General features: G+C 57.9%; 18 protein-coding genes. 15 read left to right on the forward strand and 3 right to left on the reverse strand.

What is annotated here, in order from left to right; translation table 11 throughout:
- Positions 1-166: 166 nt before the first annotated feature.
- From OCK01_RS24965 to OCK01_RS24975, 3 genes are all read left to right on the forward strand, one after another.
- Positions 167-1,366 (forward strand): cytochrome P450, encoded by a 1,200-nt coding sequence (locus OCK01_RS24965; RefSeq protein ID WP_263826306.1) that lies wholly within the window; start codon positions 167-169, stop codon positions 1,364-1,366.
- Between the two features lie 100 nt (positions 1,367-1,466).
- Positions 1,467-2,576, forward strand: coding sequence for an FAD-dependent monooxygenase (locus tag OCK01_RS24970; protein WP_263826307.1), 1,110 nt, complete (start codon positions 1,467-1,469; stop codon positions 2,574-2,576).
- On the forward strand, positions 2,539-3,720 hold the full coding sequence (locus tag OCK01_RS24975; protein WP_263826308.1) for a helix-turn-helix domain-containing protein: 1,182 nt from the start codon (positions 2,539-2,541) through the stop codon (positions 3,718-3,720). Before OCK01_RS24970 ends, OCK01_RS24975 begins: the two co-directional genes overlap by 38 nt.
- 56 nt (positions 3,721-3,776) lie before the next feature.
- Here OCK01_RS24975 and OCK01_RS24980 read toward each other — a convergent pair whose 3' ends face one another.
- On the reverse strand, positions 3,777-4,580 hold the full coding sequence (locus tag OCK01_RS24980) for an alpha/beta fold hydrolase (protein WP_263826309.1): 804 nt from the start codon (positions 4,578-4,580) through the stop codon (positions 3,777-3,779).
- A gap of 142 nt (positions 4,581-4,722) precedes the next feature.
- Between OCK01_RS24980 and OCK01_RS24985 the strand changes: the two genes are divergently transcribed.
- Positions 4,723-5,190 carry a MarR family winged helix-turn-helix transcriptional regulator gene (locus tag OCK01_RS24985; RefSeq protein WP_263826310.1) on the forward strand — a complete coding sequence of 156 codons (468 nt, stop codon included), beginning with the start codon at positions 4,723-4,725 and terminating at the stop codon, positions 5,188-5,190.
- A 498-nt stretch (positions 5,191-5,688) separates the two neighbouring features.
- Here OCK01_RS24985 and OCK01_RS24990 read toward each other — a convergent pair whose 3' ends face one another.
- Positions 5,689-6,600, reverse strand: a complete 912-nt coding sequence (locus OCK01_RS24990) for a LysR family transcriptional regulator (RefSeq protein ID WP_263826311.1) — start codon at positions 6,598-6,600, stop codon at positions 5,689-5,691.
- A gap of 96 nt (positions 6,601-6,696) precedes the next feature.
- On the opposite strand from OCK01_RS24990, the gene OCK01_RS24995 reads away from it, so the two are divergent.
- From OCK01_RS24995 to OCK01_RS25015, 5 genes are all read left to right on the forward strand, one after another.
- Positions 6,697-7,026, forward strand: coding sequence for a nuclear transport factor 2 family protein (locus OCK01_RS24995; RefSeq protein ID WP_263826312.1), 330 nt, complete (start codon positions 6,697-6,699; stop codon positions 7,024-7,026).
- On the forward strand, positions 7,023-7,811 hold the full coding sequence (locus OCK01_RS25000; RefSeq protein WP_263826313.1) for an SDR family oxidoreductase: 789 nt from the start codon (positions 7,023-7,025) through the stop codon (positions 7,809-7,811). Before OCK01_RS24995 ends, OCK01_RS25000 begins: the two co-directional genes overlap by 4 nt.
- Before the next feature lie 132 nt (positions 7,812-7,943).
- Positions 7,944-8,525: a DNA-3-methyladenine glycosylase I gene (locus OCK01_RS25005; RefSeq protein ID WP_263826314.1), complete on the forward strand. Its 582-nt coding sequence runs from the start codon at positions 7,944-7,946 to the stop codon at positions 8,523-8,525.
- 205 nt (positions 8,526-8,730) lie between these two features.
- Complete coding sequence (locus OCK01_RS25010) at positions 8,731-9,702, forward strand: quinone oxidoreductase family protein (protein WP_263826315.1); 972 nt, start codon at positions 8,731-8,733, stop codon at positions 9,700-9,702.
- 112 nt (positions 9,703-9,814) lie between these two features.
- A complete protein-coding gene (locus tag OCK01_RS25015; RefSeq protein ID WP_263826316.1) occupies positions 9,815-10,705 on the forward strand; it encodes an alpha/beta hydrolase in 891 nt (296 codons plus the stop codon).
- Positions 10,706-10,965: 260 nt separating this feature from the next.
- On the opposite strand, the gene OCK01_RS25020 is transcribed toward OCK01_RS25015, so the two are convergent.
- A complete protein-coding gene (locus tag OCK01_RS25020; RefSeq protein WP_263826317.1) occupies positions 10,966-11,895 on the reverse strand; it encodes a LysR family transcriptional regulator in 930 nt (309 codons plus the stop codon).
- Positions 11,896-12,002: 107 nt separating this feature from the next.
- Between OCK01_RS25020 and OCK01_RS25025 the strand changes: the two genes are divergently transcribed.
- From OCK01_RS25025 to OCK01_RS25050, 6 genes are all read left to right on the forward strand, one after another.
- The gene (locus OCK01_RS25025; protein ID WP_318530261.1) at positions 12,003-12,755 is read left to right on the forward strand and encodes a 3-oxoacyl-ACP reductase family protein; all 753 of its coding nucleotides are present in this window, start codon (positions 12,003-12,005) and stop codon (positions 12,753-12,755) included.
- A gap of 28 nt (positions 12,756-12,783) precedes the next feature.
- Positions 12,784-13,386, forward strand: coding sequence for an NADPH-dependent F420 reductase (locus OCK01_RS25030; protein WP_412179070.1), 603 nt, complete (start codon positions 12,784-12,786; stop codon positions 13,384-13,386).
- A gap of 44 nt (positions 13,387-13,430) precedes the next feature.
- The gene (locus OCK01_RS25035; protein WP_263826318.1) at positions 13,431-13,820 is read left to right on the forward strand and encodes a limonene-1,2-epoxide hydrolase family protein; all 390 of its coding nucleotides are present in this window, start codon (positions 13,431-13,433) and stop codon (positions 13,818-13,820) included.
- A gap of 409 nt (positions 13,821-14,229) precedes the next feature.
- Positions 14,230-16,119 carry a bifunctional sugar phosphate isomerase/epimerase/4-hydroxyphenylpyruvate dioxygenase family protein gene (locus OCK01_RS25040; RefSeq protein WP_263826319.1) on the forward strand — a complete coding sequence of 630 codons (1,890 nt, stop codon included), beginning with the start codon at positions 14,230-14,232 and terminating at the stop codon, positions 16,117-16,119.
- A gap of 62 nt (positions 16,120-16,181) precedes the next feature.
- Positions 16,182-16,829, forward strand: a complete 648-nt coding sequence (locus tag OCK01_RS25045) for a TetR family transcriptional regulator (protein WP_182829499.1) — start codon at positions 16,182-16,184, stop codon at positions 16,827-16,829.
- A gap of 191 nt (positions 16,830-17,020) precedes the next feature.
- The gene (locus OCK01_RS25050) at positions 17,021-17,881 is read left to right on the forward strand and encodes a shikimate dehydrogenase (RefSeq protein ID WP_263826343.1); all 861 of its coding nucleotides are present in this window, start codon (positions 17,021-17,023) and stop codon (positions 17,879-17,881) included.
- The last annotated feature ends 45 nt before the right edge of the window (positions 17,882-17,926 follow it).

Genomic DNA, 17,926 nt, shown 5'->3' on the forward strand with positions numbered 1-17,926 from the left:
GTGCGTGGCTTCCAGCCTCAGCGGATGCGCCTGGACACGAACCATGGCAATGCCAATGAGACATCGCTCGGCTTTGGCAAGTCACATCTTCTCAAGATCACTGAGAAACCGTCTTGCACGCCTCTTATGGGATGGGCGGGGCCAACAAACAGAAAGGAACGTCAACGTGGAAAAGTTGACCCTTATCGTGCCGACGATCTCGTCGGCAGAGATAGACGACAATGCACACGATGCGTTCAAGCGCTACCGTGCTTCCTACCCGATCGCGACCCTCGAAGCCGGCGGATATATCGTTCTGCGGCACGCCGATGTCACTCGCTTATCAGAGGACTCGAGGCTATCTGCGACTGGGACTGCAATTCCGGCACATGGCGGAATGACCCAAGGAGCGCTATTCGACATTTTCCAACATGGGATGCTTACAGCAAACGGGCATGATCATCAGCGTCGGCGTCGTGCCATATCGAGAGCGGTTGCAGGCGAGGTTATCAGCGAATTTCGGACTTCGGTGCGCAAGGCGGCGCACAAACTGATCGATGGCTACCATCAAGCTGGTGAAGTGGAATTGGGACGCGACTATGCCGCCAAATTGCCGATCCTCGCACTTGCTGGCATGCTCGGGCTCCCCGATCTCGAAGTCCCGGCCTTTATGCGGGACATCGATCAGATGAACGAGTTTTTCAGGCCAGACGCTTCGCCTGCGGCTATCGGCGAAGCCGAATACGCTGCCAAACGAGTGCAGGAATTTCTCAAGGCCTTGTTGGCCAGCAAACGGAAAGGCCAATCTGGCGACTTTCTCTCACGATATCTTGCGATGGTGGATGCCGATCAAGACGTGTCGGACACGGAAGTGATTGTCCAGCTCGTACAGCTCATAATCGGCGGAACGGAGTCAGTGCGAGCCGCAATGGTGGCTCAGACCGCCAATCTTCTTTCCAGCAGAGCGCAGTGGGAGGCGGTTTGTGAGAACCCAGCCCTCGCTTCCTCCGCTGTTTCCGAATCACTTCGCTTTGAGCCGGGCATCGCCGGCGTGGTAAGACTCTCTACCGATGATATCGATGTCGACGGCTGGATCATCCCGGCCGGACAGTTGGTGATCCTCTCGTCGATGTCTGCCCTGCGTGATGAGCGCATGTTCGACCAACCGGATTGCTTCAACATCTTCCGGTCGGATCTCGTGCCCTCGCACCTCGCATTCGGTGGCGGTGCGCATAAATGCGTAGCTGAAGCCTTGGGACGAGCAGAGCTGGAGGAAGGCCTGAATGTACTTGCCGAGCGACTACCCGACATGATGCTCAAGACGCGGCCGACCTTCATCGGCCACGCGTTTGTCCGCCGGACAACGGAATGCCGGGTTACCTGGTGACCTGGATGCTGACTGTCGAGAAAATCGACTGCTAGGCGTTTGCCGAATGCTCTCGCGGGGCGCTTTTATCTGACTTACCAATCCTCAAAGGATGACTGTAATGCAAATACTGATAGTGGGTGCGGGCATCGCCGGACTGGCGATGCACCGCGCGCTCTCCCTGCGTGGCGTAAAGGCGACGATCGTAGAGCGGAGTAATTTTGCCGGTGTGGGCGGCGCTGCTTTGTTTTTGCCAGGCAACGCCATGCGGGCGGTCAAAGAACTGGGGTTGGCTCAACCCGTACTAGATCGGTCACATCCGATCCTTCATCAGCGGTTCTGTGATCAGCGCGGGCGCCAATACAACGTGGTGGAAACTGAGGATTTCTGGCGCGAGGTAGGTCCGTGCAGATCGATCAAGCGGTCGATTTTTTGGGATCTGTTGATGTCTTCCGTGGCCCCTGAAGACATCGAATTTCGGCAAATCGTTGACGTAGGCTCGAACCGCGAGGGTTGCAGAGTAAACTACGCCGACGGTGGATCAGGCAGTTATGATCTGGTAATCGGCGCGGACGGTGTTAGATCGACGGTGCGTGACATCGCATTTACTGAGGCGGCGCGTCCGGCGTACGTCGGAAACGTTTGTTGGCGGTATCTCGTCCCCAACACCTGCGGGCTAAAGGATTGGACGGTCATGCTGGCAGCCAATAGAAGTCTGCTCGGTATCGCGGTCTCCAACTTCGAGTTATACGTGTACGCGGACTTGACGGTTGATCGGGCTAATCTCGAACACTATTCGACGGCAACGCCCTTGGAGGCATTGTTTAAGGATGTTGCTGGTCCCCTGCTGCCTGCGCTGACGATGTCCGCTGACGCAAATATCCATTTCAGCGAACTGGTCCGACTGCAGATGACCACGTCCTACCGGAATCGTATCGTTCTTGTGGGGGATGCTGCCCATGCTTCACCGCCAAGTATGGCACAAGGTGCAGGAATGGCGCTCGAGGACGCCATTGTCCTTGCGCAAGAATTGACGGTCGATAGGGACATTCCGAAGGCCCTCGCACGCTTCGAAGCGAGGCGGAAACCCCGTGTGGATTGGGTTCATCGTCAAGGTTCTGCACGCGACAAGATGCGCAGGCTGCCCGGCCCGGTGAGAAGCGCCTTGCTTCGGTTCGCCGGACAGAAACTTTATGAAAAAGCATATCGTCCGCTCAAGGCACCTATCTAAGTTGCGGGAAGCTCACTCGATGAGGTTTGTTGCAAATCTAGCATTTTTTACTATATCACCGTCTTCAGAAGTGGACCGTGATGTGAAAGATGTTTTGACCACAGCAAAGGCTGCGCAGCTGCTCGGAGTATCAACCAGGACCGCACAGATATGGGTTGAAAGTGGCCAGCTGCCGTCGTGGAAGACGCCTGGCGGACATCGGCGGATTCCGCGCGAGGCGGTCCTGGATCTGATCGAAAACCCCGTTCACGAGCAACCGGTTGTACGGGCGCATGCGATTGTTTTCGCCGGTGAGGGGCGAACAGAACGATGGCGGGAGTCCGGTTTACCGGCACTGGGCTTGCTCGTTGATGTGGCCGAAGACCCGGAAATCATCAAAAGCTGGCTGACGAGCATCCCACCCATGCTTATCGTCATAGAGAACGCGGATCACGCCGAGCGCGGCGCGGTGGTGTCGACGATCGAAAGAGATCCCCGATTTGCCAATACGACCATCGTCAAGGCGGCCGAACGCTATGCGGCTCAACCGATTTTATCGGGCGGCAATCGGGTCCGGATAAAAATGACGGATAGTGTGCGGTCAGAGGCGGCATCGCTCGTCGAATTGTTACGTGCGACAGGACATAGATCTCCTCAGCCGCCCGCCTTTCGCATACCCTGGAGTGAAGAGGCGCGACTGTCAGCGGTAAGCCAGTCCGGCCTCGTTGGCACAGAACCGGAACTCGCTTTTGATCATCTGGTTCGCTTGGCTGCGCACGCAACCAATGCTCCGGTCGCCATGTTCACGCTGATCACAGAGGGCGAGCAATGGTTCAAGTCCCGCGTCGGATTTGAGGGTATCTCGACACCTCGGGATTGGGCGTTTTGCAATGAGACACTGATAGCCAATGAGTTCACGGTGATTGAGGATCTTTCGAAGCGTGAAGGTCTTGCAGAGAACCCAACGCTGTCAGAGCCGTTCGGCTTTCGCTTTTATGCCGGCGCTCCAGTTCGCGATCCCCTCGGCTTCATGCTCGGCTCCATTTGTATCATCGACGTGAAGCCGCGAAAATTGAACGATGCAGAGCGCGAGGCGATGACGACCATCGCCGACGCCACATCAAATCTGGTCCGCATCAGAAGCTTGGAACGCCGCCAAGCTTGATTGACAGAAAAGAGACCCCGGCAGAACTGGTTGTTTCCTGCCGAGGCTTTGTTGGGTCACTTCGCTTTCGCAGAGACAGCCTTAGCGGCCTGATCGATGGTATCGGCGATAACAGCTGGCTGCGTCATGAACAGCGCATGGCTTGCCGAAACCTTGGTGATCTTGGCGTTGATGCGCTCAGCCATATGGATCAACATCGCCTGGTCAAACGCCTTGTCTTCGGTTGCGATAACAGCCCAGCTGGGCTTGGTGCGCCAGGCCGCATGTTCGAGCTTCGTGGCGAAAGCCGACATGTTGATCGGCACCTGCGAAGCGCTCATGAACGCTGCTTCAGCATCGCTGACGTCATGCGCAAAACCGGCCTTGAACTTTGCCGGACTGACATAGCCGAAACCGTCACTGGTGGTTTCAAGAACAAATTCAGATGCAGGCGCAAATCCTTCGTACTGCTGGCCCGTCGTCTCGCCGGCATCAGGAGAGAGAGCGGAGACATAGACCAAACCCTCGACCTTCGGATCAATGCCAGCTTCAGTGACGACGGTTCCGCCCCAGGAATGACCGACGAGAATGACCGGACCGTCTTGCCGCTCGAGAGCACGCTTTGTAGCGGCAACATCGTCTGCCAGCGACGTCAAAGGGTTCTGGACGATCGTGACGCTATATCCGCGCTTTGTGAGGTTGTCGTAAACGCCCTTCCAGCCGGAACCATCGGCAAACGCGCCGTGGACCAGGACGACGTTCTTAACATTCTGGTCCTGCGGTAACGTCTCAGCGCCTGCCGGCAGCGAGGCCGAAAGGGAGGCCGAAAGGGAGGCTGCAGCTGCGATTGCGGCAACGGTAGTGATTGTCTTGCTTGTCATGGCTTTCTCCTTATCTTTTAGCGATAACCATTATCGCGATAACTGTAAGCTTTCATATCCGCTGATGGTCGTCAACATGTTTCTTATCGCGATATTGATTATTGCGATAAGTTAGGTTATAAGGGTGTCATAGGAGATCAAAATGACTCAACGCCACAATGATCCCCCGCCCCTGCGCGACCAGCTGTGCTATGCGATTTACACAGCGGGTATCGCGATCCAGCGCGCTTACAAACCGCTCCTCGACGAGCTTGGGTTGACATACCCGCAATATCTCGTCCTGAACGTCCTGTGGGCACAAGACGAGCAGACGGTCGTGTCGATCGCTGATCAGCTTGCTCTGGATTCCAGTACCTTGACGCCACTTCTGAAGCGTCTCGAGATCGCCGGACTGGTGCGACGGACACGCAATCTCAGCAACGAAAGGCAGGTCCTGATCACACTGACCGATCAGGGTCACGCCTTGCAACATAAAGCAGGCTGCCTCAGCGACACTCTGCTCGCAGCCTCGACGCAGACACCGCAGCAACTCGGCGCTCTGAACCGCGACGTTCGACATCTGCGCGACGCGATCTATTCGCAGATCGGCGGGTGGGATGCGCCCACCTGACTTGCAGCGGCTTTAGCGAGACAGCCTTCAGAACACCCAGGCCGGCGGTCCGCAGGGCGAGACTATTGGACCTCGGATCGACGACTCAACGGAGAACGCAGCGGCTAGGTATTTGGATCGCGTATACGGTTCGCCTCAAGAGGCCTGAAGAGTCTTCGTCGATTGAGTCGCATTGATACCTCCTTCCTTCGCCCTGCCGCTTCTGGCGAGGTTTTGACCTTCATTGATCTACTGACTGGAAGATAAGGCAGGACCGTCGACACTATAAGCGGGACAAAGGTGGACGGGGCATTGCGAAAACAGGGATAAATTGCTCACGCTTCCCTTACGGACTCGGCGCGGTCTCACTATTCCCGCTTCGGACCATTCCGGAGTGTTGTGCTTAGTAACAAACAAGCCTCGCCCCGACTGGTCGGGTCGGGGTGTCCGCTTTGTACGATATGATTGCCACTGTTCAACCTGCCATAAGCGCAGCGTCGCTGACGCCCAGTAGCTCGATTAGGGTGGCGAAAGCCGTCCGGCTGCGAAGTCGCGCGCAACCGCGATAAAGGCCTGGAAGGCCGCGGAGGAATTGCGCCGATTGTAGTAATAGAGGCACAACGGTGCGAGCGGTGGCGTCCAGTCGTCGAGAATGCGCACGAGCCGTCCTGAGGCGAAGTCATCCCGCACATCGGCTTCCATGAAATAACCGATCCCCACGCCGTTCGTAACCGCAATCCGCGCCAGGGATGCTTCGTCAAGAGTGATCGGCCCCTCGACGTCAAGTTGCAGTTCCTCGCCGCTCTTCTCGAACCGCCATCGGAGCAATGTGCCGTCGGGGAGCCGCCCGCGAACGCAAGGATAGGAGAGCAGTTCCTGTGGCACTCGCGGGACAGGCCTGCCTTCGAAAAAGGCGGGCGATGCGGCAATCGCCATGCGCCTCATCTTGCCGAGCGGAATGGCGATCGCGTCGCTCGGCACAAAATCCGCGCTTCGGATCCCCAGATCGAAGCCCGCCGCCACGACATCGACGAGGCGGCCCTCGGTCACGATATCGATATGGACCTGCGGATAGCGCTGCAAATAGGTCAAAACCAGCGGCGCCATGATTTCGCGCGCTGCCGTGGCGAATGCGTTTATCCGTAGTATGCCAGACGGCGTCTCCTGCTGGGAGCGCGCCGTATTCATGGCCTTCTGGATACCCTCAAGCGACGGTTTAACCTGTGCAACAAATATCCGCCCCGCATAGGTAAGTGAGACACTGCGCGTCGTGCGATTGAATAATCGTACGTCAAGCTGACGCTCTAGCTTGCCCACCGCATTGCTGATGGCCGTGGTCGACATGCCAAGTTCGGTCGCAGCCGCTCGAAACGAGCCGCACCGGACGATGGCGAGAACTGCCTCAAGCTCAATCAACGAGTGACGCGTCATTGTCCCGTTTTCCGTGATACCTCATGGCGTTTTATCTTGCTTATCGGGCGAAATGTCCAACGCTAAATTGGCGTCATCACCACCCAGGAGATGACCATGTCACTGAACCTGCCCAAGCCGATTGCCGACTATATCGAGGCGAATGCCCGTCTCGATCTCGAGGGCATGATGAAACACTTCACCGATGATGCCGTCTTCATCGACAACGGCAAGCACTACGAGGGGCCGGCTGAAATCCGCAAGCTGCTCAGGGACGAGGCAATCGCGGTGAAGGCGATTTTCGAGCCCGATATTGCTCGGGAAGAAGAAGGCAAGGTCGTGCTTGAGGGTCCCGCTCATGGTGAATTCCCCGGCAGCCCACTGCGCTTCACCTATCGTTTCACGCTGGCGGATGACGCCATCAAAGTTCTGGAGACAACGATATGAGCATTCAGGCAGATCCCAACGAGTTCGCCGGCAAGCGAGTCCTCATCAGCGGCGGCACCAAAGGTCTGGGACGCGCAACGGTTCAGCGGTTCCTCGCCGGCGGAGCTCGTGTCGTCACGGCCGCCCGCACAATCAAGGATCCTATCGAGGGCGTTGAATATGTCCAGGCGGACCTGACCACTGCGGAGGGTAGCGAAGCCCTGGCCAAGGTTGCGCTTGAGCGGCTGGGTGGCATCGATATCCTAGCCCACGTTATCGGCGGCTCTGCCTCACCGGCAGGTGGCTTCGCCGCGCTGACAGATGACCACTGGCTCGCCGAACTGAATCTTAACTTGCTGGCGACCGTCCGTCTCGATCGCCTGATGATCCCTCAGATGCTAGAACGCGGCAAGGGCACTGTGGTCCATGTCACCTCCATCCAGTCTGTCCTGCCGCTGCCCGAGTCCACGACAGGCTATGCTTCCGCGAAGGCCGCGCTGAGAACTTACAGCAAGTCGATTTCGAAAGAACTTGGTCCCAAGGGGGTACGCGTCAACTCCGTCTCTCCCGGCTGGATCATGACTGATGCCACTGGAGACTTTCTCGAAATGTTGCGGAAAGCCAATGGCGGCACGATCGAGGACGCGCGGCAGTCCGTGCTTGATGTCTTGGGCGGGATCTCGATCGGGCGTGGAGCGGAGCCGGAAGAGGTGGCCGACCTTATCGCCTATCTCGCCTCGGACCGGGCTGCTGCAATCCACGGCGCCGAGTTTGTCATCGACGGCGGGACGATCCGCACCGTCTAAGGGTGCGTACCGGCATTCACGCAAGAGCGAATGCCGGTAACTAGGGTGCCTCTGACCATGGGAAAAGCCGTCGCAGATTGCTGATTGGAGCAGTTGGCACCTATTGGCGGCGATCGAAAGGGAGCTCTAACGATGCTTGACACTTTATCCTGCGAGCGCTGCAGTTGGGCCCAAGACGACTCGCTGATGCGGGACTACCATGATGCAGAATGGGGCGTACCACAGCGCGACCCGCGGATGTTGTGGGAAATGCTCATGCTAGAGGGGTTCCAGGCAGGACTTGCCTGGATCATCATCCTGCGCAAGCGTAGTGCATTTCGGGCCGCCTTTGCGGATTTCGATCCAGCCAAGGTCGCTGCGTTTGACGAGCGGGATATTGAACGGTTGATGGCGGACCCTGGCATCGTACGTGCACGGGCCAAAATCGAAGCCACGATCAAGGGCGCACAGATCTTTTGCGAGATGCAGGATCGCGGCGAGGATTTCTCGGAATTCTGCTGGTCTTTCACGAAAGGTATTCCTGTTCTTGGTGACGGGAAAAGCTGGCTTGCGACTACGCCCCTATCGGAGACGATCTCCAAGGACTTGAAGCGGCGCGGTTTCAAATTTGTCGGCCCTACGATCACCTACGCATGGATGCAGGCGGTCGGCATCGTCAACGATCATTCTCTTCGCTGCTTTCGACGTCACGGAGAGTTCGAATCCAGGCGCTAGGACGACGATCGTCATTCATTAGCCGCCATCGTGCAAAGGCCAATCTCAATCGCAGGGGCACAAGAACAACAACCGCACGCCAAAACGCTCGAGCTCCGTTTCTCCTGCATGCATGCGGGCGACGGGACCACGTAAGTGACCGGCCAGCACGCTTGGCGTGCCAGCGCTGCGCCGAGCTTTTTAATTCTCGCTGAGAGGAACGACGATGTTTGCCGTCTATGGAAAAGAACCCAATTTCAACGACCCGCTCGCCTCAGTAGTCGTCGGAGAGCAACCTGATCCGGTCGTCAAAGAGGGCTGGGTGCGCGTGAAGGTAACCCACGCCAGCCTGAACCGGCACGACGTTTTCACGCTACGCGGGATGACCTCCCAGGAGGAGCCTATCCCCTTCCCGATGATCCTGGGCAATGATGCCGCAGGAGTGCTCGATGACGGGACGCCGGTCGTGCTTTATCCGGTGATGGGAACGGATGACTGGAAGGGCGACGAAACGATCGATCCTCACTGGCACGTTATCAGCGAGCTCGTGCCCGGCACGATGGCCGACTATGTCGCGGTTCCGAAGCGCAACGCATTACCCATTCCTGAAGGTCTCTCACCCCTTAACGCATCCCTGCTTGGCACGGCCTGGCTCACGGCCTATCGCTCGCTTTTTACCAAATCCCGGCTGATGCCTGGCCAGACATTGCTGGTGCAGGGGGCTTCGGGTGGCATGGCGACCGCACTTATCCAGATGGGCAGGGCCGCTGGCTTCGACGTGTGGGTCACAACCCGGAACGATGAAGGGGCAGCCATCGCCGAACGTCTTGGAGCCAACAAGATATTCCGACATGGCGACGCCCTACCGCGGCGCGCAGACGCTGTCGTTGATAATATCGGGACCGCAAGTTGGGAACACAGTCTCAACTCCGTCAAACGCGGCGGGGTCGTCGTGATCAACGGTATCACCACTGGCCACCTTGCCGAGACTAACCTGGTGCGAATTTTCGTCGAACAGATCGACATCCGCGGAACCATTATGGGCACGCTTGAGGAAATGAAGGCCATGATGCAGTTCGTCATCGCAAACAACATTACGCCAGAGGTCGGAGCAGTCGTGCCGATGACGGAGGCTCGTGAAGCGATCCGCAACATGATCGCGGGTCGTACCCGGGGCAAGACCGTGTTCACGCGGTGACGGCACGTCGTCGACCAGCGGTAAGAATGAATACCGCAGACAATCGGCGGACCATTCAGCGGGACGATGCCCTAAAATCAAAAATGCCCACGTTTGACGAATAGGAGTGCAGATGACCAAGGATCTCAAAGCGATATTGCCTTCACTGCGCCCAGGAATTGCTGCCGACGCAACCCTTCTTGAAATGCGTGAAGCCTTTCAGGCCTTCGGCGCGACCCAGCTTATTGACCCCGATGCCAGAGTGACTGAAGCCGTCATTGGCGAGATCGCCTGCGTGATAGTCGAGCCGCCTCATGCACGCGCGACGATGCTCTATATGCACGGCGGCGGTTTCCGCGTGGGCGAGCCGGCAACCTATATTGGACTGGCGTCGCGGCTGGCGATGCGCGCGGGTCTGCGTATAGTGCTAGCGGGCTACCGGCTGGCACCCGAGCATCCCTATCCAGCTGCGCTGCACGATGTGTTCAGCGTCTACCGAACCCTTGCCGCGCAGACCGGCGATGAGATCACATCGAATGCACCCTTACTGGGTGGAGACTCAGCTGGCGGCGGGCTGGCCGCCGCGCTTGCATTATTGGCGTGTGACATGGGCATACCGTCGACGGGCATACTGCTCTTGTCGCCGTGGCTCGACTTGACTGCGAGAGGCGCGAGCTTCGAAGCCTGCGCGGATAGCGACGAAATGTTTTCGCGCGAAGTCGCGCTCGCCTGTGCCGACCACTATCTGGCGGGACAGGACCCGATGCAGGGTTACGCGTCTCCGCTTCACGCGCAATCGCTCGCCGGCTTCCCGCCACTTTGGGTGACTGTTTCTGGCAGCGAAGTTCTGCGCGAGGATACGGTGGAATTCGCCGGACGTTTGGCTCGTGAAGGAGGGACTGTCACGATGTCGGTGCGCCCTGGTCTGCCCCACGTTTGGCCTGTCGTACTCCCGGATTCTTATGTCACCAATGACACCATTGCCGAGATGGCAGATTTTGTCAGAAACATCGCACCCTTATGAGGCTTAACCTCACGCGGTGCGCCCATAAAAAAGTTACTTCAGGATTGGTCAGAAGCGTGGGCAGACCGAAATGACCGTGTCAGCGAAGCTTATCTTGGAACGCGAGCTCCAAATCTGAGTGGCGAACAACATATTTCCTCTTTTTGCTCTTGAGCGAAATCGATCTGGCGACCCGTTGATTCTAGATAATCGCCAAAGGCCTCTTGTCCTGAGAACGATCATCGTTGAACGGGTCAGAGCCCGAAGTGAACTGAGATGCCTCAACGCAAACTCGCAGCAAAGCGCTCCGCCAATCTCTGCTCCTTAAATGCAGAAGCAATCCAGTCCACGAAGACGCGCGTCTTGGCGGGAACCAGTGCACGGGAACCGTAGTAGATCGAGATGGCGCCGGCATCGCAATACCACTGCGGGATCAACCGGATCAATCTCCCCGATTCCAGCGCCGCGAGCGCATCGGCCGTGGCAAGCATAGCAACGCCCAACCCCAGCAGAGCGGCTTCCTGCATGGCGTTCGGATCGTTAACCACAATGGTATCGGAAAGGGAAGCGGGCATCTCGTCACCGCCCGCATTGCGCATCGTCCAGTTACGGATGCGACCGGTCCGCAGTGAGCGCATCACGATGCCGTTCAATGCCTGCAGTCCGGATGGATCAACCGGCGGCATCTGCCTTGCCATGTAATCCGGCGAGGCCACCGGAACAATGTGAGCAGGCGCCAATGCGCGCGAAATCAGCCCAGGCAGAAGCTCTATGCCGCCGCCTATGGCTGCGTCATAGCCGTCAGCGACCAGGTCCACCTGACGGTTCTCGAAATGCCACTCCGGTCGCACATGCGGATAGCGTTCCATAAAGCCCGGCAGGAGCGGCAGGATATGCGTGACGCCGAAGGTCGGAGGCAGGCTGACCTTCAGCGTGCCGGCCGGCTCGCCCACGGTCGTCGACGCATGCGCGATTGCGGCCTGGAGCTCTTCCAGATGATCGGCAATGGAGTGCCGGAACGTCTCACCCGCCTCCGTCAGCGTCAGCCTGCGGGTGGAGCGATGGAAGAGCCGCAGACCGAGATTTTGCTCGAGTACGGCGACATTCCGGCTGACGGCGGCCGGTGTGAGCGACAGACGACGAGCCGCCTCGGAAAAACTGCCGCACTCGGCACTGCGGACGAAGCATTCCAGATTGGCGAGCGTTTCCATAGACTGCCTTTCAAACATTGCTTGAAAATCTTACAAAGGATTGGCGGCTAATCAAGGGGGAATAATCACGCCATGTTGAGCCCATCGAACCACACGGAGTAAAAGAGATGGTGCAGACCCAGAACCCCCTCGCAGAAAAAGTCGCGCTGGTCACAGGCGGATCGCGCTCGATCGGTGCTTCCATCGCACAGCGTCTGGCAGCCAATGGCGCAGCGGTTGCGATCACCTACAGCGCTTCCCCGGACCAGGCGCAGAAGGTGGTCACGGCTATCGAGGCCCAGGGCGGACGGGCAATTGCCATCAAGGCAGATGCCGGCAATCCCGAAGCCGTGCGGGCGGCCGTCACGCAGACGGTGGAGCTCTTCGGACGGCTGGATGTCCTGGTGAACAATGCGGGCATTGCCATCAACGCACCAATCGAAGAGTACAGATTCGAGGATTATGAGCGGATGCTTGCCGTCAATGTCACCGGGGTCTTTGTTGCCACTCAGCAAGCCGTCCGCCACATGACGTCCGGCGGCCGCATCATTCATATCGGCTCATCCATGACGTGGTATGCCGCCTTCCCCACCGCGTCGGTCTATACGCTGACCAAAGGAGCAATTAGCGGCTTCAACCGCAGCTTTGCGCGAGACCTCGGTCCGCGCGGCATCACCGTCAACACCGTGCATCCTGGCCCAACCGACACCGACATGAACCCGGCGAACGGTCCGATCGCGGCCATTGTCGGCCCTGGCATGGCGATCGGGCGTTACGGACAGCCGTCCGAGATCGCAAGCCTTGTCGCGTTTCTCGCCGGCCCTGAGGCCGCCTTCATCACCGGCGCCGACATCGTTGCCGATGGCGGCCTGACAGCCTGAACAGCAACCCAAAACCTGGAGAAGAAACATGCCTAGCATCGGCATTATCGGCTCCGGCCAGATCGGCACGGCGATTGCGACTGCACTGGCTCGTAACGGCATACCAGCGACGCTGTCCAACAGCAGAGGACCCGAAAGCCTGAAGGACGCCATCAATGCCCTCGGTTCCTCAATTATCGCGGGCACACGAGAAGAGGCGGCTTCGAAAGACATCGTGATTGTCGCCGTCAACTGGTCCAAGCTGCCAGAAGCGTTGAAGGGACTGCCGAATTTCGACGAAAGGATCGTCATCGATGCCAATAACCCGATCGAGGCGCCGCTCTTCAAACCGGCCGATTTGCATGAACGGAGTTCGTCGGAGGTCTTTGTCGATCTCGTGCCCGGCGCACGAGTGGTGAAGACCTTCAATCACCTCCAACCGCATCTGGTCGCCGGCGATCCGGCCAGCAACGGAGGCAAGCGAGTGCTGTTCTTCTCCGGTGACGACGGCAGTGCTAAAGCCGAGGTTGGCCGGCTTATCGACAGGCTCGGCTTCTTCGGGATCGATCTCGGCGATCTGTCGCTCGGCACACGGCTGGCGCAATATCCGGGCGGCGCCCTGCCCGGGCTCGAACTCATCAAGATCGGCTAGGCGCAGTCACATCCCTTTCCCTTCACCTATCGAGGATCCAGATCATGTCCCCTACCCCTTTAGACATTGCGCAGACCTTCTTTGATCACTGGAGCGCCGATCGCATCGAAGAGGCTCTCGGCATGCTGTCCGACGACGTCCTTTACGACAATGTCCCCTTCCCCGATATTGTCGGCCGCGACAATGTCCGTAAATTTCACGTTGAGTTCGGGATCGGCAAGAGCTTCACTGTGGATTGGAGGGTCGTCAACATGGCCGCTTCGGACAATGTCGTCCTGAATGAGCGGATCGATATCTTCACGCATGAAAGCGGCGGCCGGATCACCCTGCCTGTCATGGGCACGCTGACCGTCGACGGCGGCAAGATTACGGTATGGCGCGATTACTTCGATCCATCTGATTTCGACCGACAACTCAGTGCGATCAAGCGGTGATGGCGAGTGCCGGATTGGATGAAAAGATAGGGGCCGATGATCAAACGCCTTGATATAAATCGAACCAGCGCTCTGTTGAATATACTGTCTAAGCATCTGAAACTCCGAAGACAGATGTAAAGAACACAGCATTTGCCGTAAGATTTTATTATAGTAATAAAAGATGGTTCTTCTTTTATTTCTTTTTCTCGATTAATTTCAACGGGGCCAACCCGAGACAGAATGGAAGGACGTTTATCTGGTAAAAGACTGGAGCTGTAGACGGCCGGTCGGCTCTGCTGGGTGAATCTCAACCTTCTCTAGCCTAGATAAACCGGCATCTTTTTTGAGTTAGCTTATGTACGAAATAGTTCGTTTATTTTAGGCATAATTTGTGCTAGGGTTTCTGCGGCCAGCCGGAGGAGAGGGTATGAAAACGTCCATCGCAACCGTAACATTGAGCGGGGAACTTGACGCAAAGTTGCGAGCAATCGCTGCGGCTGGTTTTCATGGAGTTGAGATTTTTGAAAACGATCTTCTCGCCTTTGATCGCACCCCACGCGAGGTCGGCCAGATGGTGCACGACCAAGGGCTTGAGATAACTCTGTTTCAGCCTTTTCGGGATTTCGAAGGAATGCCCGAGCCGCATCGAAGCCGCACATTCGAACGCGCCAAGCGGAAATTCAATGTGATGCAGGAACTCGGCGCCGAACTCGTGCTGGTCTGCTCCAACGTGTCGCCGATCTCGATCGGCGGTCTGGATCGCGCCGCTGCAGACTTCCATCAGCTTGGAGAGCTTGCAGCCGAAATGGGGGTGAGGGTCGGCTATGAAGCGCTGGCCTGGGGGCGCCATATCAACGACCACAGGGACGCCTGGGAAATTGTCCGCCGGGCCGATCATCCTAATGTCGGCCTCATCCTCGACAGCTTCCACACGCTCGCGCGGAAAATCGACGTCAATTCCATTCGCTCGATCCCGAAGGAAAAAATCTTCATTGTCCAACTAGCTGACGCGCCTCTATTCAACATGGACCTTCTCTATTGGAGCCGACACTTCCGCAACATGCCAGGCGAAGGCGATCTCGATGTCTCCGGCTTTACCCGGGCGGTCGCAGCTACGGGTTATGACGGTTACATCTCACTGGAAATCTTCAATGATCAGTTCCGCGGTGGCTCAACGCGGACCATCGCGACCGACGGCCATCGCTCGCTTATGCACCTTGTCGATCAAGTCAGAAGGGCTGAGCCGGATATCCGGCTGAGCATGCCGGCCATCCCTCCCCCGCAGGATGTTCATCGCATTGCTTTCATCGAATTCGCCGCGGACGCCGCAGAGAGCGGCGCCCTTGTCGATATGCTGCGCACGCTTGGTTTTCGCCGCACCGCGCGGCACAAGTCAAAACAGGTGGACCTCTATACTCTCGGCGACATCAGGCTCGTCATCAACACCGAGGAGCAAGGATTTGCCGGCGCCGCCTTCCGCCTTCACGGCGCCTTGGCCTACGCGTTCGGCCTTGAGGTCGGTAACGCCGAGGAGGCGATGGCCCGCGCTGTCGCGTTGGGCTCGGCACCTTTCGTCCAGCCCGTGGCCGATGATGAGGCGACAGTCCCCGCCGTCCAAGGTCCAGACGGCGGGATATACTATTTTCTCGACCACTCTTTGCCGCTGAGCGACCTATGGCAGCGCGAGTTCGAGACCGTGGAAGAGGATCCGGAGGTGGTGAGTACAGGGCTGGAGCAGATCGACCACATTGCTCAAACCGTGCGCTATGAAGACCTCCTGACCATGGTTTTGTTCTACAATTCGCTTTTTCAGGTCTCGAAATCCCCTGTTGTCGATATTATTGACCCCTCCGGAATCGTGCGGAGTCAGGTGGTGGCCAACGCCAGCGGAACATTTCGAGTCACCCTGAACGGAGCAGAGAACCGCAGAACACTGGCCGGTCATTTTCTCGCGGAGAGTTTCGGCGCGGCCGTCCAGCATGTCGCCTTCGCGACGAAGGATATATTCGCAACCGCCGAGAATTTGGCCCGCAACGGCTTTCGCCCCCTCGAAATTAATCGGAACTATTATGATGATGTTGAGGCGCGGTTCGGTCTCGATCCGGATTTTGCAGAACGTCTCAGAGCGGCAAACATTCTGTATGACCGAGACGAGCATGGCGAGTATTTCCAGCTCTACAGTCCGCTTTACGGCGAAGGCTTCTTTTTTGAAGTCGTGGAAAGGCGCGGCTACCAAGGTTACGGGGCGCCCAATGCGATATTCCGCATTGCTGCACAGAAGCGGCGGATTCGCCCCGAGGGCATGCCGTCACGCTGACTTGCCGACGCGCCGGAATTGGCTTAGGCCCACAGACAGGACGATGGGGAGAGCGATAGACGATGCAGGGCGCCGAAACGCGAATAACGAGAAAGAACGATCCGGACGGCACGAAGGAAAACATTATCGCGGTCGCCACCGAGGAATTCGTCAGCGCCGGGTTCTCAGGCGCGCGCGTCGACCAGATCGCAGACCGGACGAAGACCTCCAAGCGGATGATCTATTACTATTTCGGCAGCAAGGAGGGTCTCTATCTCGCCGTTCTCGAGCGCGCATATGCCAAGATCCGAACTCTCGAGAGCCGGCTCAATCTTGAAGACCTCGATCCTGAAGCGGCGATGAGAAGCCTGATTGGCAACACCTTCGACCATGATGACGCCAATCCCGACTTCGTTCAGTTGGTCAGCATCGAGAACATCCATCGCGCCGAACATCTCAAGAGTTCGGATGTCCTGAAAAGAACAAATTACGCGGTCATCGATATTATCGCGGCGATCCTGGATCGCGGCGCGGCGGCAGGCATTTTCAAGCGCAAAATAGACCCCGTTGACCTTCACCAGATGATTAGCGCCGAGTGTTTTTTCCGGGTTTCAAACCGCTACACGTTCGGAGCGATTTTCAACCGCGACCTCATGGCGCAAGAACACAAGATGCGACATCGGCAGATCATCTCCGACATGATCCTCGCCTTTCTGAAGTCTGCGGAATAAGGCGGTGGGCCGCTGATGGCCTGACTCAAGAAAACTTCTCACAAATCAGCTTCATGACTCAATTTCGTCAAACCGGCGGCAACGAAACGATTGCGCCTATTGACTTTACTAACCAGTTCGTACATTTTTCATTCAGAAGCGCTGCCACCTGCCGGCAGCGTTTGGGAGGAGTGAATGAAGTGGCGGAAACAATGACGCGGCCCATTCGCGTGGGCCTAATCGGCAGCGGCATCAGCGCATCGCGCACGCCCGCCATGCACATCCGCGAAGGTAGGCTCAACGGGCTGAACTATCGCTACGACCTCATTGATCTCGCCGAACTCAACGTCGGATTGGACGCCCTGCCCCGCCTCTTGGATCAAGCGGAACGTGACGGGTTCGCGGGCGTCAATGTGACCCATCCCTGCAAACAAGCGGCGACCGGTTTCGTCGATTCCCTCTCAAAGGACGGCGCAGTCCTGGGCGCGATCAACACAATTACTTTCGTCAATGGGCGACGCACCGGCCACAATACCGATTGGTCCGGCTTTGCTCGTGGGTTTCAGCGCAGTTTACCGGATGCGCGCCTCGAACGCGTCGTTCTGGTCGGCGCCGGCGGGGCGGGCGTGGCGGTGGCGCATGCGCTCGCTTCCATGGGCTGTCGTGAACTCTGCGTCCTCGATGTCGATTCCGCACGAAGCGCGCGGCTGGTCGAGCAGTTGAAGAAACACCATCCTAACTGCGTCTTCAGGGTCGGTGTCGACATGGCCTCGGCAATTGGGCGAGCGGATGGCGTTGTGCACGCGACGCCCACGGGTATGGCCGCTCATCCGGGCGTTCCGTTCGACGTTAGCCTGCTGAACGGAGATCAGTGGGTCGCCGAAATCGTCTATTTTCCGCTTGAAACCCAATTGCTGGCCGAAGCGGCGCGCCTTGGTTGTCGAGTCGTTAATGGCGGCGGCATGGCCGTGTTCCAGGCGGTGGGCGCATTTGAGCTGTTCACCGGGATCGTCCCAGATGCGGAGCGAATGATCCAGCATTTCAGCTCTCTTGGCGAAGGGGGCGGCATCTAGTTTGCGCCATGCGGGTGACGCGGGGCAGTCGAAATGGCCGATGCC

It is taken from the genome of Rhizobium sp. TRM95796 (assembly GCF_025779995.1).
Classification (GTDB): domain Bacteria; phylum Pseudomonadota; class Alphaproteobacteria; order Rhizobiales; family Rhizobiaceae; genus Rhizobium_E.

Excerpts from the sequence above, each read along its gene's own strand:
- OCK01_RS24970 (WP_263826307.1), top strand. The coding sequence starts at position 1,467 with ATGCAAATACTGATAGTGGGTGCGGGCATCGCCGGACTGGCGATGCAC.
- OCK01_RS24975 (WP_263826308.1), top strand. The coding sequence starts at position 2,539 with ATGAAAAAGCATATCGTCCGCTCAAGGCACCTATCTAAGTTGCGGGAA.
- OCK01_RS24980 (WP_263826309.1), bottom strand. The coding sequence starts at position 4,580 with ATGACAAGCAAGACAATCACTACCGTTGCCGCAATCGCAGCTGCAGCC.
- OCK01_RS24985 (WP_263826310.1), top strand. The coding sequence starts at position 4,723 with ATGACTCAACGCCACAATGATCCCCCGCCCCTGCGCGACCAGCTGTGC.
- OCK01_RS24990 (WP_263826311.1), bottom strand. The coding sequence starts at position 6,600 with ATGACGCGTCACTCGTTGATTGAGCTTGAGGCAGTTCTCGCCATCGTC.
- OCK01_RS24995 (WP_263826312.1), top strand. The coding sequence starts at position 6,697 with ATGTCACTGAACCTGCCCAAGCCGATTGCCGACTATATCGAGGCGAAT.
- OCK01_RS25000 (WP_263826313.1), top strand. The coding sequence starts at position 7,023 with ATGAGCATTCAGGCAGATCCCAACGAGTTCGCCGGCAAGCGAGTCCTC.
- OCK01_RS25005 (WP_263826314.1), top strand. The coding sequence starts at position 7,944 with ATGCTTGACACTTTATCCTGCGAGCGCTGCAGTTGGGCCCAAGACGAC.
- OCK01_RS25010 (WP_263826315.1), top strand. The coding sequence starts at position 8,731 with ATGTTTGCCGTCTATGGAAAAGAACCCAATTTCAACGACCCGCTCGCC.
- OCK01_RS25015 (WP_263826316.1), top strand. The coding sequence starts at position 9,815 with ATGACCAAGGATCTCAAAGCGATATTGCCTTCACTGCGCCCAGGAATT.
- OCK01_RS25020 (WP_263826317.1), bottom strand. The coding sequence starts at position 11,895 with ATGGAAACGCTCGCCAATCTGGAATGCTTCGTCCGCAGTGCCGAGTGC.
- OCK01_RS25025 (WP_318530261.1), top strand. The coding sequence starts at position 12,003 with ATGGTGCAGACCCAGAACCCCCTCGCAGAAAAAGTCGCGCTGGTCACA.
- OCK01_RS25030 (WP_412179070.1), top strand. The coding sequence starts at position 12,784 with ATGCCTAGCATCGGCATTATCGGCTCCGGCCAGATCGGCACGGCGATT.
- OCK01_RS25035 (WP_263826318.1), top strand. The coding sequence starts at position 13,431 with ATGTCCCCTACCCCTTTAGACATTGCGCAGACCTTCTTTGATCACTGG.
- OCK01_RS25040 (WP_263826319.1), top strand. The coding sequence starts at position 14,230 with ATGAAAACGTCCATCGCAACCGTAACATTGAGCGGGGAACTTGACGCA.
- OCK01_RS25045 (WP_182829499.1), top strand. The coding sequence starts at position 16,182 with ATGCAGGGCGCCGAAACGCGAATAACGAGAAAGAACGATCCGGACGGC.
- OCK01_RS25050 (WP_263826343.1), top strand. The coding sequence starts at position 17,021 with ATGACGCGGCCCATTCGCGTGGGCCTAATCGGCAGCGGCATCAGCGCA.